Raw genomic sequence first — 13,731 nt, 5'->3', positions numbered from 1 at the left:
TTCTAGAACACTGGTTCCGTCTTTGGCTGCATCGCTTTTCGAGGCAGCGTACGCCCGAGGGGAAAGAAAAAACAAAGGTAGCATATTTACCCTGTTTCATCACGTAGCATTTTTATTTACTTGGGCTAGCGAAGGAAAAGTCGATTTAGAATTCTATCTATTGAGTGGATTTGGGCTTCGCTATAAACAAATAAAAAGTTTCTCGGATTGGCTCAGTGAGGTGGTTGACAAAGACTCAAACACTATCAGCGCCTACAATAGGCAGGTAATGCAAAGCTGTAAAACTTTTGTTGTGTGGTTTGTTTTCAACTATGTAAGCTCGAGTGAGCTGATTAAGGCGGATGTGGAGTTAATTGCCCTCGTTAATACGCAGCGTTTTTTTTGGAGTAAGGCGACCATTGGAGGGGAGGGAGGAAAACTCGCTTTGGACTTGAGCGATAGTGAGCTTAATTCAATCGAAAATCTCTTGCTACATGAATTTGAAGAGGCAAAATTTGACAAGGGTATTTGTCATAGAAATTATTTATTATGGCGACTCGTAAAAGCGTTTGGATTAAGAATTGGTGAGGCACTATCGCTTAGGTTGGAAGATTTGAATTTGTCGGGTAGTGATCCGTATGTTGAAATAGTTCATCTGGATAGAAGAAATAGCAATCTAGACTCCAGAGTTCCTTATAATCCAAAAGTTAAAACGCTAGGTCGATATTTGTATATACAGCCTGAGGATGATGATCTAGTTGGATTGCTTGAGCTGTATGTAAAGAAATATAGGGTTATGAAGAAATTTATCAGGGGCAAGATGAGAGTGACTAATTTTTTAGATCATGATTATCTGTTTGTTACGCATGGAAGTTTTGGCGCAGGAAAACCTTTGTCTTGTTCTTCCGCGAGCCGCATCGCAAATGTCATTCAGCGGAAATCTGGAGTAACGTTTAGATGGCATTTGCTTCGCCATTCAAAGTTTAACCGATTATATATTGCAGCTCAGGAATCTCCTGACCGAAACGCTGCAATCGATAGCATCGTATATATGGGGGGGTGGCGAAGTGAAACGTCTTTGCTTCTTTATGCAAACCGGGCAGTGAGAGATTCTACACGTAGAAAAGTTACTGAAAATAATAAGAGGAGGGTTCAGAATGGAAGTCAATGAACAGGGGAAGTATGTAAATAGCGACGGGAATATCTTCATAAAGTGTTACGCTGATCCTTCTTCCTGTTTGTTGATTGATGTGACTGGGCCGAGGATAGAAAGTATCTGGAGGGGCAGAAGATATTGGATTGACTTTTCCATGTACCTGTTTTGCTCTCAGGTAGTTGATGCAGCATACGAATATGTGTGTGATAAACTTCAAGACCATACGCCGGCAATTGTAAATGAAGTGAAGTCAGCATTAAAGATGATGGCTGTTGTATGGAAGGATGAGTGGAAAAATTTTTCGTCGTTGTCATGGCATGAACTTTTTGAGATGTTCGCTACCGCGTCGAAGTCTATAAGGCTTTGTTTTAGAAAATTTTATACATATTGTGCTGATAATGGTTTGGCCCAGGCGGACGAAATTTACGCTGCTGAACTTAATCAAATTGCAGTGGGCTCGCCATCGACAAGAGTTATATCGGATTGGGATAAAAAACGTGGGGCTTTGACTAACGCAGAGCTGGAGTTGGTGCGCCGAGCGATGCTTGAGAGTGGGAACGAGTCATGGGATGAAAATGTTGCAAGACTTTTTGTTTGGATTTCCTTTGAAACGCTCAAGCGACCAATGCAGATTTCAAGTATGGATATTGAGGCTCTCTGGTCGCCGCCAGGTATTTTAGGTGAAAAAGAATTCTTCTTGAGAATTCCGAAAATTAAGTATAACGCGGGACAGCCCAGTGATTTGTGGCCTATTACAGCTGAACTAGCTAATGAAATTTTAGAGTATGGAAAGCGTGAAGGCGTAAGTGAGTGTCAAAAGGCTAAGGGGCGGCTAATTGTAACATCTAAACCTGGCACAAAATCGAATTTCGACGCTATGATAAAAAACTGGTCCAGAAAAAAGAAAATCATTAGCCCTAGAACCAACGAAATCTTGATTTTGACGCCGTATCGTATCCGTCATAGCGGCGCAACACAAATGGCCATGCAGGGATGTACTAGCGAAGAGATAAGGTATGTGTTGGAGCATAAGAGCCTTTTCGCAGTAAACGCATATATTGACTGCCTAGTATCTGATTTTTGTCCACTCTTGGATCGTGTCGGAAGAAAGTTAGGCGGTATCTTTTCCGAGCTCACAGCTGCATTTTTTGCAGGGAAGATAGCGCCGATTTCGCCAGGTAATCCAATACTGATCCCAGTTATAGCTGCCCCCGCAGTAGTGGGGTCCTGTGGAAGTCAAGTTGCTTGTACTAAACACCCATTTTTTAGCTGTTATAACGGATGTCCATTTTTTATCGCTTGGAAAGATGCCGATCACTATCGGTCTTTGAATTACATAGAAGCTATGTTGAATAAGTGGAATGCGGCAATCAACGGATCCGAACGTAGTAAAGTGCTTAAAGAGTTGGAGCGTGTTTATCAATCCATCACAGATGTGATTGTTAAAATCGAAGCAGGTGACTAAATTGGAATTATTAAAGAAATTAAAAGCAATCGGTATGCCAAGTCAACTAATCGATAAGTGCACGCGGTGGATGCAGATTTTGGAAGATGATATCGATTTTTTTTCTGACAAATGGAATGTTTTGCGTTGGAAAAGACGTCCCGGCAATGCGCGATATTCAAATGTTCTTTTTTCGTCCATTAGTAATCTTGGTCTCAGAGCTGTAGCTAAAGCATACATATTAAATAAGCGCTGGAAATCTAATATCTGTGATGCTACCGCCGTTGGAGATATGAGGGCTATCAAAAAACTGGACGAAATTTTAGGGTCAAAAAGTATTATGCAGGTGAATAATGGTGATTTTGAAATTGCCGTGGGGAATAACGTCAATCTTCAAAAAAAGCTATTTAATTTTGGTTCTTGGCTGAGAATAAATCTAGGTCTTAGAATAAGTTATAAGGCGCTCGCAACCAGCACTATAGAGCATGGTCGGGATGGAACTGAGGAAGGGAGACGTAATAAACTCATACCTATTGAGGTGATGAGGGATTTTTTCGGGCTAGCGTCGAACGAAAGTCTTGCTCCGAAAGATCGCTTTTTTATAAATGCAATTGTACTGAATTCTGCAATGGGGGGGCGTGTTGGCGAGCTGGCAAGTTTGCCAGTTGATTGTTTAGTATTTCATGAGGGCGCGTGGGTGCTCAGACTGTTTCCCGAAAAGGTCGAAGGTCAGACGTTGAGATTGTTTCCACAGGATTTGCTGCCGGCAGTTAAAAGTGCAGTCGAGTTTTTGAAGAACCTAACAGTGGGGGGCAGACGTATAGCGCGCAAAAGAAAAGAATCATCGGCTGTCGATTGGTATAAGGTTTGGAAATCGCCGGAAGCTACAGAGTACTATGCGAGGAGATTTTGTCACGAGTGGACCACCAGCTTTAGTATCTTTACGCCTGATGCAGTTTGGGTTGGTAAACGTAATCAATTTATAGATTTTGTTGGAGTCCAGCGGCGCCTGGGTATCAATGGAGGAGCTAAGTATATAGGTGTTAGTGCAAGGCATTTTAAAAGGCAGGTTAACAGGCAAATGGCACTTAAAGAAGGTGTCTATTATTCTTTAGATTCGAATTGGCGCTCGTTTCCTGTGACGCTTGATACTCCTAATTGGAGGGAAGTATTGTTGGTGCATCCTCATTCGGTTTCATTCAATCGCTTCGAGCAGTTTTATCAGATGCGCTTTAGGCATCACAAAACAGCGACTAGTATTGTGAGGAAGATTTTTGATGTGTGTCTTTCGGATCAGTTGTTGAAAAAATCGTTCCCATTTACATATGACGCCAATTTTGAGGGAGAATTTCATAAACAAATTGAGCCAGTTATTCGAGATGGTACTGGTGCAGTGCTTGAGGTTGAGGATGCGCTGATGGTTCTACCCCGTTTCTTTTTTCATACTTCGTTCAATACGGATTTGGCTAATTATACGATGGTATCTCGAGCACAATTTTGTTATTGGCTGGCCGATGCCGCGAAAGGCCTAGATTCAGTTTTTTCTAAATACAATGTTATTGATCCTAGAACTGGTAATGTTGCCACTTTCACATGGCATGATATACGACACTGGTTGAATACTGTTTACAAGCAAGGGGGGCTGACTGATTTGCAAGTTAACGCGCTCTTGTCTAGAAAAAGCTTAGCGCAGGCGCGAGTATATGATCAGACGTTAGCGATCGATAGAAGCAAAGTTGTTCAGGATTTGCTGACAAGCATCCGGCAAGATAAAGCCATTGGGCAAATACAAGAGACTTATAACATTTTGGGCATGACCGATCGCCAAACTGCCGAACAATACCTCAAAGCCGCAGTACGGATTGTCAATCCAATGCCACATGGGGGATGTACATTAGATTTAGCTCTGAAAACGTGCAGGCATAGTCTCTCTTGCTTGTCAGTCAATGAGCGAGGAGACTGCTGTGAAAGTTTGGTGGTGGATGTAGAGAATGAAGGTCAATTTATTGAGCTGAAAAAAATCAATGATGATGCTAATACTATTAGGGAATATATTCAAGCGAACGGTGGGGAAGGTGGTCATCAAGATGTCCATTTCAGCCGCGTGGCAAGAAGTACCGCTCGCCTGTTGGAGGTTCGCCAACTTAAGTAGCGCCGGAGACTCAAAATGCAGCGTAGAGGAAAGCGGTTGAGTGAGTATCTTAATGAGTCGTTGAATGCATTGAATACTGAATATCTAAGTCGTGGGGAACAATATGTATATAGCCAAAAGGAATTAGCCGTTTTTGCGAACGTTTCTAGAGAAACTATCAGGAAGCATCAGGGGGAGCTTGATGAAGCCATATCTACACTTTCTCTTAAAAAATATAGTCTGGATAAGGACTCGCACGCTGCCAATTTAAAAGTGAAAATTTCAAAGCTAGAGAATGACTTGACTCGTACAATCATGAGTTATGAGGCGTTGCGCGTGCAATATTTGCACGTGATCAGCGTTATCGTAAAAGAGTCGTTAGATATTTCTAAGTTTATTAGGCGTGATATGGCAGGTGTGGTTGAATGCCCTATTTGCAATCCAATGCCGGAGGTGCGTCTACTTGCTATGGACCCTTAGCTGCAATTCGTTAGAAATCAATTTTTTATACTTGATTCGAAGTGTGGGCGCGAATTATTAAATCTATTCCAACCTCAGCGATACCCATAGCTAAGGGATATGATCAAATGATTTACTTACCCTCGAAGCTAAGGCGTGCTCATTGAATAAAAATGGCCGTGCATAATTTTATGTGGCTTTTAATATGTAGGCGGCTTCAGTCATTATTAAATTCAGTTTGCTAATTTTGGTGATTGGCATTTCAACTAGACGAGCTTTGTTGAAATTGGTAAATAAGAAGAATCAGCGGATTTTTAATTTTAATATTTTGTGTCGTGAATCCCCTAAGTTGAAGGCGGGCCTACAATAGGTGTAAAAATTTAAGATAACCTGGCCAGGTTGGATTTAAATGCGTTAAAGTACTGGGAAGCGGACGGCATTATCATCTTGAAGATACATTCAGAAAGTATGACAATGAAAGTTCCGGGTTAACGAAAACTCTTCTTCAGAAGCTTGATTCCTCAAAGCCAGAGTCTTGACCACGAATTGCTCAGACTGTATGCACTAAAGCTTGTAAATATGATCAGAAATCCTTACGCGCGTAAAGCGCACCCTCGGAATATTTAGAGAGATAATTGGTGCTGTGTCAGACTTTATGCAGAAAAGCGTTATTCGTGTTCACAAAATTTTGATAATGTGGATATGCTTCTTACTTTCAATAAATATTGTGTTTGTTTTACTGGTTTAAATGTTTTCTGCGCTTTGGGAACGCCTTTTGGTATACCGTTTCAGCCGCAGAACATTTCAGGTCTTCACTCTGATGATGTGGCTGGACCGAAGTTGTCTTAATTGATAATTTTCTTATGACTGACTGTTACCGCTGAATGCTAAGTGCTCCCACACCTATCTGAATATATCCTGGTGACTATAGATTATAGTCAGCAGGATATATTCGGATATTTTCCGCCGGCAGCTATGCATCAGTACGGCAGCGCTACTCTTGCGGTCATTGCCGAAACCAGAATGGTTGAGGTGATGTTTATTCAAGTGTCAGACCGGTTTGCGTTGTGAATCACCATGCTCCAGCGTTTGGTGATACCGTTACCCCAAGACCCCCCTAAAAAAACGATTAGACCTAATGAGATTGACCATGAAAGGCAAACGTAAGGCCGAAACATCCAAGTGGCTCATGAAAGGTCAATTCGAGAGGGAGGCGAGGCTAATACTGCGGAGACGATCCCGTGATGCTTCGAACCATTTCCTTGATGCTGCAGCTATATTTGGAGTCGAGCATGAACCGGTAGGTTTGCTAACGGGTAAATTGCTGTGAGTGATTATATTCTCAAAACTCGCCTCCTAACGTTGTAGAAACCCCACCGATAGTTGATTGCCGGGGGCTTTTAAGGAGATAGGTTGACCGCTACTGATCGACAGTTGTCAGTCACTCTTCTGAGAAATAGTATGAATACGCAATTGATGGAAGATGAGATACGTGGGGCGCTATTCGGTGATTCTGAGCCCTCTACGCCCGCAATTAACTCAGACGTTCAGGACACAGTCACGGATGTCGTGATCGTGCAACCGTGGAAGGCAGCGAGGAAAAAGGCGGTTTCAAAAGGCTTCACATCTAGGTCGAAAGTTACGCTCCGTGTGGGGAGCGAATTCGAGGGTGAGACGCACCAGATGGTGCATGAGGCCGATACGCTGAGCTTCCTAGTTGCAGAACGAGAAGCTACAAAGACGGCCAAAAAAAATTTAGGTTTGTGAAAGTAGTGTCGGTCACATCGATGTAAGTGGGTACTCTCACTTTTCGCCCGCGGGGTATTAAGCCGCCTTCACTTACCGCGGGGTCACCCAACAGGTTCGTGTCGATTGAAGCTTAAAATATTAGGGGCGTCAGTCATATCCCGGACTGGATTTAACACCATCAATCGATCCAACTCTCAATATTTAAGTGGTCGCCAACCCAAGCCACGTATCTAAGGGTGGCGACAGGTAAAAATCGACCAGTTGCAGCGTAGCACGGCAGTTTCTTGTCTAACCCAATAGAATTTTCTTCGCCGTCGATAGCCCCAATTTCTGTGTGCTAACCTGAGATTTAACTCGAGCCCTGAAATGGTTCAGGGGATAGTTTGATCCTTCGACTTAGGAGTTAAAACAATTGCTCCGTCGACCACTTCAATGGTCAATTCATCGCCGATACTGAGTCCCATGCTCACGAGTAGGTCAGCAGGTAAGTCAACGATGACGTCTCCACTTCCATCTGTAGGATTTTGACATTTCACGTTCCAGCGCTGAGCTTCGATCATAATATTTTCCACGATTTGGTCTTGGTAGGAACGATTCATTATGCTCGCGATGCCTAAGCCGGTTGAAGCGTGATAATCACTGCCGTCTGCTTTTGGCCGATTTTCTGCCTCTCCCGAAGTGCTGCAACATACGCTTTGGTCAGCGCCATTACCCATCAGCATTTTCCAGAAAGCGAAAGCTGCCATCACTCCGTTTCGATGAGTCAAAACAAGCGTCCTGCTCGAAGTTGGCTCAGCATTGGTCACCACTCAGATCTCTCTTGAATTTGAGGCAAATGACCTTAATATGATCTTATCTTGCCATCATCGTTTTCAATCATGGATGTTTCTCGGGGATAGGTCGAAATGGCAGAACCAGAAGACGCTAAGCCCGCGATTGGGCGCTTTAACACGAATGATGAGACGAAGCGGATCGTATGGACACAGACCGCTGGTCATTGCGAACTGTGCGGCACAGATCTAACGTTCGACTATCGTGCCGGCAAGCCAATGAAATGGGGCGAAGTGGCGCATATCCTACCCGCCAGTCCCAAGGGGCCTCGGGGACGCGCGGATCATGATGCTGAGGCGCACACGAACGATACTGCTAACCTGATGCTCCTGTGCCCAGGCTGTCATGACAAAATTGATCGTGACGCAGACGGTTATCCTGAAAATGATTTGAGTGGTTTACACCAAGCATACCTAGAGCGCATCCGAATCGCCGCAACGACCCCTGATGGTGGCAGAGCGATTCCTCTCATTGTTCAGAGTCAGCATTTCCAGACGATCAACGATATTCCCGTTCGCGATCTATTGACTGCGATGTCTGCGGAGGGATTAACCGCCTTCGATCAAGGCATCAAAATTGCCTTCCCTGCGCCCGGACCGCGCGGCAGGGACGCTGCCTATTGGCAGAACGTCAAAGACAGCATCCAGTATGAGCTGGAGCAGCAACTCAAGCGTCGGGGCGGCACCTATGGCGACTCGCCCGCGCTAGCAGTAGTAGGCTTGGCCGATATCCCAGCTTTGATGATGTTGGGCCAGAGCATCGGCGATCGTTCCAAACGCTTAATCTTCTCTTTTCACCGCGAGCATCTTTTGCGCTGGCCCGATCAGTGTGCTGAGCCGCCCAGTTTTCTGTTCACGCCTCCACCCAACGGCGATGGTCCACTGGCGTTGGTGCTCTCCATTTCTGCACAAGTTCCAGTTCGCGACGTGACCGACGCTCTACCCGGTGCATGTATTGCAGAGCTGTCGATCCCTGAACCAAGCTACGCGATGGTACAGAACCGTCGGGTGATTCATGCCTTTCGCGACGCACTCCAAATACGACTGAGTCAGCTTGATGCTCTGACTCCTGATCCTATCCACGTCTTCGCTGCCATTCCTGCGGCACTGGCCATCGAGTTTGGCGCGTTGCTCACAACGCAGCATCAACATACGTACCTGATCTTCGATCGGGACAAAGAAAACCAAGATCGGTTTACGCAAACACTGCAATTGGGCTCGGTGGCCCAGGAGGCTATGTAAATGCTTTTGAGCAACGAACAGACCAAGCGCAGCAGTTGGGAATATTTTCTGCTTCGCGCCGCGCGGGAAATCTCGCTGTCGGAGGCGCAGTACGAAAAAATCAACGACCGCTACTCCCAACTGGAAAAAATCCTCTCGGCTTCTGACAATCCGTTGCTCGCTGAGGCCCATATCTTCGTTCAGGGCTCAATGCGGCTGAAAACCACCATCAAGCCAATTCCCGGCGCGCCTGCGGATCTGGACACCATTGATGCGGACGCGATTATCTGGCTCCCTCACGCTCAAGGCGCTGGTGCGAAGGAAGTTCTAGAGGCGATTGAACAGCGTTTTAGAGAAGGCTCCCGCGTTCAGGAGGAAGTTAAGCAACTACGTCGTGGTATTCGGATCGTTTATGCCGACGAAAATCCAGGTTTCCACATTGATGTCACACCTGCCCGCGCGATCAACGGAAATGGCGAAGCAAACGGCGAGGGTAAGCTGGAGGTTCCGGATCGGATCACAGGGTGGAAAGCAAGCAGCCCTATTCCTTACTCGAATTGGTTGCAGGTTGCTTCGGCCCAGAAAATCTCTATGGAAAGCTTGGCAATTGCCAAAAGCCAGCGAATGCTTGATGCCGCGACACAAGATCCTTTGCCGCATTATCAGGACTACATCGATCTAGATCCCCTGCGTGCGACCATAAAGCTGCTTAAGCGGCATCGCGATGAATGGGCCATCAAAACAAGGAGCGCTGATACTCGCCCCATATCTGCTGTTATCACCACTTTGGCCACTCACGCGTACCTAGATGTCGTGAAGGAGTCCCAGTCGAAGCCTTTGGCACCGCTCGATGCAATTTTGGAAATCGTTCGCAGAATGCCGCAGCACATCGCGCAAAGAGGTAGCGATTTCTTTGTCTGCAACCCTGCCGATAATGGCGAAAACTTTGCAGAGAAGTGGAATCGACCGGGTGAGGGGCAAGGCTATCGTCAATCATTTGCCAAGTGGCATGCGGACGCCAGTGCATCTGTGTCATTGGGTTTGGAAAGTTTTGAATCCAACGATTCCTTTGCCGAGGCAGTGAAAAAGAATTTCGGTATTGCACCGGCACTCATTACGGTAGTGAACAATGAGATCCCTGCGAATTGGACGATGCCCGGCCGACCGGATGGCACTACTCGAAACTCTGCTTCGATGGGTTCGCTCTTCGGAGGGGCCAGCGGTGGCGGAACCTCTCAGTCGAGCGTAAAGCCAGTTGGACGCCTTGGCTGATCCTATTAAGACGCCATTGCAGCGCGGAATCGCGGCACTGCGAAACACCCTAGGTCAGGATGCGGCCGATGCATTGCTCCAGCCCGCACCCATGCGGGCTGACGAAGCGGCGTGCTTTCACTTCCCCTTGCCCATCGATTACACGGGGCAGGAGCGGCGACTGCGTATAGGTTTCCCCTCCAACTTTCCCCGTGGGCTCTTGCGGCTGAACGTCGAACCTTCTCCATGGCTGGTTTGGCCGCATGCCACCAAGTCGGGGCTTTGTCTTCATGGCTTTCAGGAGCGCCCCATTATGGGCTCCCCGGAGGTCGTGGTAGAGGACAGCCTTGCGCGCTTGGCCCAGATCGTTTCGTTGTCCAAAATGGGATCAAGCCAGACAACGCGCGATATCGAATTTCAGAATGAGATCACTACCTACTGGTCTTTTCAGCACGGTCAGTCATTCCAGAACCTCTTACTTTTGGATCGACCTCAGACCGCCTCGCAGTTGTTTGCTCTCAGCGATCCGCGCCGGGCTGTGCCATCCGGTCAGGAAACGGTTTGGCTAGCATCGAACATAGCTGCACTCAAAGGGCATTACCGACGGGTTGTCGGGCGCTCCGCTGTCATTCGCGCGGCCGAAACTCCCGGTTTTTACGTCAAGCTTCAGACTTATCCGGATATCCGCACCCCGGATCCAGAAGATTTATTGCTGTGGCTAACGCCACACCTTCAACCAGACGATGCCGAGCAATTGCTGGCATGGTTTGAGCTGCATGGAACGTTGGCGAGTCGATGGATTGTCCTGGAGCTTCCTGGGGGGACGGATGCTCCAACTTATTGCCTCAATGTGCGCTCGCTTGGCGTACAGCAAGAGCGGGGGGCAAAGTTTGGCTTGCGCACAGCGCGCCGCCGGCCAGCCATAGCAAATGCACATCCTCCGGCACTCGTCCGCGCAACTGCCCTAGACGTGCTTGATCGTGCGTCCATTCTGTCCCGCGATATAAGCGGCACAGCAAAGCACCTTGAAAATGCTCGGGTCGTTTGTGTTGGCGTTGGCTCGTTAGGCAGTGCGGTGGCAATACAGTTGGCACGCTCCGGTGTCGGCCACCTTACCCTCATCGATCCTGACACTTTGGTGTCAGCCAATCTGGGTAGGCACGTTCTGGGAGCGGATAGCCTAGGGAGGCTGAAAGCCTCAGCGTTGAGGGACAAGATTCTGTTAGATCTTCCGACTACAGAATGCACCGCTTATTCGACTTTTGCAGAAGTAGTGATGAGCAGCAAACCAGAAGTGTTCGATAACGCAGATCTTGTCGTGATTACGACAGCAGACTGGCAGTCGGAGGTCACTGTATGGCGAGCCAAATCCAGCGGCGTTTCTTGGGGACTTTTACAAGCCTGGAGCGAACCTTATACCCAGGTGGGCCACGCACTATTCGCACCAGCCGGTATCTTTGATGGCCGTCATTTATTCACGGACATCGGCGATTTTCTTCATAAGTTTACAGAGTGGCCGGGAGGAGGTGTGGTTCCACTGCCCGCGTGTGGGGAGAGCTTTATTCCAGGCGGGTCGCTGGGTATGACCAATATTGCCTCTATGGTGTCGCACACGGCTTTACGCGCATTGACCGGCAACATCGGCACTGCATCTTGGGTCAGCAGCATCTACAGGCCTGAAGATGTGCCGAGCCTAGGAGGCCAATACCATGGGCCCAAGCTGCCAGAGGGGGCGCAGCAACTCTTACTCGAGCGCGGATGGCCGGAACATAGGGATGAAACTGTATGACGGATATCGCTTGGCGCTGGAGATGGGCGGAGGTGGATTCCGAGCTATTGGTGTCGCAAGCTGTCGCGGACATCTTGGATAGTCATCGGCAGGGCCTTTTTGGCGTGGAGCGAGGGGGACAGTTATTCGTCAGCCCGGTTAATCCGAAAGGGTTGCTGCTGGCCTTGGCCACGTTGCCTCATTGCGCCGATCGGTCAGGCTGGTCTTGGCTAGAGTTGGATGCGGAGCGGTGCCGTCAGGAGATCCAAGCTGCCAACGAACAAGGGTTACGTCTGGTGGGCTATTGGCATACGCATCCCCAATCTGTCCCGGTGATTTCTCCGGCAGACATAGGAAGTTTTTTCAGATTTGCTGCGCGTTATACGCAGGATCTGCCGCACCCAATAGCCATTATCGTTGGCAAGTCCGAAAAACCAGAAGGCATCAAGGCGTGGTCGTTCAGGGGCGGCAGATATGTTGAGGCAACTTGGCTTAGATAAGCTTCAAGTCGGTGCCGTGGGAGGCACGTCAGCGGTTACCTTTACCCGCAAGCATTAGCGCGAAGAGCTCTGCCTGAAAGCGAGCATCATCCAAGGCGTTATGGTTCGGTTCGCTGAGTGGCTTCAGCGCAGCGGTCATCTTGGATGATTTTGTTTCCTGCCAGCTGCAACCTACAGCTCCCATGAAGTAGGCCTTCATGTCGATAGCGGTAAATCCAAAGGGGTTGGTTTCCAAGTATTTGTGGAAGTAGTAGTTGACGAATGACCAGTCAAACGGTGCATTGAGTCCTACGAAAATGACCTTCTGTCCCGTTTGGCAGCATGATTTCAGCCATTCACCAAATGTCAGCATCGCCTGTTGCGGAGTGAGTCCTTCGCGCTCCAGCTTCTCCAGACTCAGCCCCGATACTGCCAGTGCTTCTGGGTCGTGTTTTGGACTGTCAGGTCGTAGTTCAAGATAGATGGACGTGGCAGGTTGATCTACAAGGCAAGCTCCAATGGAAAGCAGACTGTATTCGCCTGGTATAGGTCCAGAAGTCTCGACGTCGACGGAAACATAAAGCTCATCAGGGTTCATGTTATTTCCTTTTCGTGTAATTGCCAGATCAAGCTCGTAACCATGTGACGGTGGAAAGGCGGCAAAGCCATTGACCCATTTCGCTGTTATCCGGCGTTCGAGCAGCGGCAGTGCATGCCTCCCGGGGAATTGTACGTTCCTTTGGTCAGCTCTGCGTCCGAGCATAATGATGTGTGTCATTCTCATAATGTCGGATGAGGGCTCGGAAGATTATGAGCGAGCGTTGGGCAGTCAAGTGCCAGAATACTGAGGACGGCACTGGCGACATCATCCGCTAGTTAGCAGGGTATGGACAGTTGGCGAAACCACCGAAATTAGTGCTTTGTAGCGCTATTTAACTGTGTCCATGGCGACGAGATATTTTTTAAAAATTAGGGCATCAGTGTCCATTCAGAAAGTGTTCGACGCGTCACCTGAAGGATTTGAGAACAAATGCGAGTTTTCAGAAAACAACGCTACTAAACGTGGCGATTGGGGAATTACGCTTCATTTGACCACCTTTTTGCATTGCAAATGATTGGGCTGTATCAGAACAACAACGCTACGAGCGCAGTTGATGTAGTACGTCATCCAATCCTTCACGGCCACGTGTAGTGGTCAACTCATCCCGGACACGGTTTTGAGTTTTTCTTCCGTTTTCGCTGGGGCCAATCCATCGTTAAATTG

10 protein-coding genes and 1 pseudogene are annotated in these 13,731 nt (G+C 47.7%); 9 read left to right on the top strand and 2 right to left on the bottom strand.

Annotation, left to right across the window (positions count from 1 at the left end):
* The first annotated feature begins 22 nt into the window (after positions 1–22).
* From AAEZ06_RS23780 to AAEZ06_RS23760, 5 genes and pseudogenes are all read left to right on the top strand, one after another.
* Complete coding sequence (locus AAEZ06_RS23780) at positions 23–1,150, top strand: tyrosine-type recombinase/integrase (RefSeq protein ID WP_153326392.1); 1,128 nt, start codon at positions 23–25, stop codon at positions 1,148–1,150.
* Entirely contained in the window at positions 1,137–2,600 is a 1,464-nt protein-coding gene (locus tag AAEZ06_RS23775; protein WP_017734296.1) for a site-specific integrase, read from the top strand. Before AAEZ06_RS23780 ends, AAEZ06_RS23775 begins: the two co-directional genes overlap by 14 nt.
* A 1-nt stretch (position 2,601) precedes the next feature.
* Positions 2,602–4,731: a hypothetical protein gene (locus AAEZ06_RS23770; RefSeq protein ID WP_143513909.1), complete on the top strand. Its 2,130-nt coding sequence runs from the start codon at positions 2,602–2,604 to the stop codon at positions 4,729–4,731.
* 15 nt (positions 4,732–4,746) lie between these two features.
* A complete protein-coding gene (locus AAEZ06_RS23765; protein WP_153326396.1) occupies positions 4,747–5,190 on the top strand; it encodes a hypothetical protein in 444 nt (147 codons plus the stop codon).
* Positions 5,191–6,630: 1,440 nt separating this feature from the next.
* Positions 6,631–6,962 (top strand): annotated as a pseudogene (locus tag AAEZ06_RS23760) (hypothetical protein).
* A gap of 327 nt (positions 6,963–7,289) precedes the next feature.
* Here the strand turns inward: AAEZ06_RS23760 and AAEZ06_RS23755 are convergent.
* The gene (locus AAEZ06_RS23755) at positions 7,290–7,664 is read right to left on the bottom strand and encodes an AbrB/MazE/SpoVT family DNA-binding domain-containing protein (protein WP_306106495.1); all 375 of its coding nucleotides are present in this window, start codon (positions 7,662–7,664) and stop codon (positions 7,290–7,292) included.
* Between the two features lie 159 nt (positions 7,665–7,823).
* Here AAEZ06_RS23755 and AAEZ06_RS23750 point away from each other — a divergent pair, with 159 nt between their 5' ends.
* The 4 genes from AAEZ06_RS23750 to AAEZ06_RS23735 are packed head-to-tail and all read left to right on the top strand — an operon-like array spanning position 7,824 to position 12,488.
* The gene (locus AAEZ06_RS23750; RefSeq protein ID WP_322234667.1) at positions 7,824–8,990 is read left to right on the top strand and encodes an SAVED domain-containing protein; all 1,167 of its coding nucleotides are present in this window, start codon (positions 7,824–7,826) and stop codon (positions 8,988–8,990) included.
* Positions 8,991–10,241, top strand: a complete 1,251-nt coding sequence (locus tag AAEZ06_RS23745; RefSeq protein ID WP_198822260.1) for a nucleotidyltransferase domain-containing protein — start codon at positions 8,991–8,993, stop codon at positions 10,239–10,241.
* Positions 10,225–12,009, top strand: coding sequence for a ThiF family adenylyltransferase (locus AAEZ06_RS23740; protein WP_153328934.1), 1,785 nt, complete (start codon positions 10,225–10,227; stop codon positions 12,007–12,009). The genes AAEZ06_RS23745 and AAEZ06_RS23740 overlap by 17 nt, the downstream gene beginning before the upstream one ends.
* Positions 12,006–12,488 carry a Mov34/MPN/PAD-1 family protein gene (locus tag AAEZ06_RS23735; RefSeq protein ID WP_153328936.1) on the top strand — a complete coding sequence of 161 codons (483 nt, stop codon included), beginning with the start codon at positions 12,006–12,008 and terminating at the stop codon, positions 12,486–12,488. The genes AAEZ06_RS23740 and AAEZ06_RS23735 overlap by 4 nt, the downstream gene beginning before the upstream one ends.
* A 28-nt stretch (positions 12,489–12,516) precedes the next feature.
* On the opposite strand, the gene AAEZ06_RS23730 is transcribed toward AAEZ06_RS23735, so the two are convergent.
* Positions 12,517–13,065 carry a 3'-5' exonuclease gene (locus AAEZ06_RS23730; RefSeq protein WP_153328938.1) on the bottom strand — a complete coding sequence of 183 codons (549 nt, stop codon included), beginning with the start codon at positions 13,063–13,065 and terminating at the stop codon, positions 12,517–12,519.
* Positions 13,066–13,731: the final 666 nt, after the last annotated feature.

It is taken from the genome of Pseudomonas sp. HY7a-MNA-CIBAN-0227, from assembly GCF_040310325.1.
Classification (GTDB): Bacteria; Pseudomonadota; Gammaproteobacteria; order Pseudomonadales; family Pseudomonadaceae; genus Aquipseudomonas.
Note: the sequence above shows the minus strand (reverse complement) of the source record. Positions and strands in the feature narration are given on the sequence as shown.

Coding starts and splice junctions, on each gene's coding strand:
- AAEZ06_RS23775 (WP_017734296.1), top strand. CDS start 1,137: ATGGAAGTCAATGAACAGGGGAAGTATGTAAATAGCGACGGGAATATC.
- AAEZ06_RS23765 (WP_153326396.1), top strand. CDS start 4,747: ATGCAGCGTAGAGGAAAGCGGTTGAGTGAGTATCTTAATGAGTCGTTG.
- AAEZ06_RS23755 (WP_306106495.1), bottom strand. CDS start 7,664: ATGGCAGCTTTCGCTTTCTGGAAAATGCTGATGGGTAATGGCGCTGAC.
- AAEZ06_RS23750 (WP_322234667.1), top strand. CDS start 7,824: ATGGCAGAACCAGAAGACGCTAAGCCCGCGATTGGGCGCTTTAACACG.
- AAEZ06_RS23745 (WP_198822260.1), top strand. CDS start 8,991: ATGCTTTTGAGCAACGAACAGACCAAGCGCAGCAGTTGGGAATATTTT.
- AAEZ06_RS23735 (WP_153328936.1), top strand. CDS start 12,006: ATGACGGATATCGCTTGGCGCTGGAGATGGGCGGAGGTGGATTCCGAG.
- AAEZ06_RS23730 (WP_153328938.1), bottom strand. CDS start 13,065: ATGAACCCTGATGAGCTTTATGTTTCCGTCGACGTCGAGACTTCTGGA.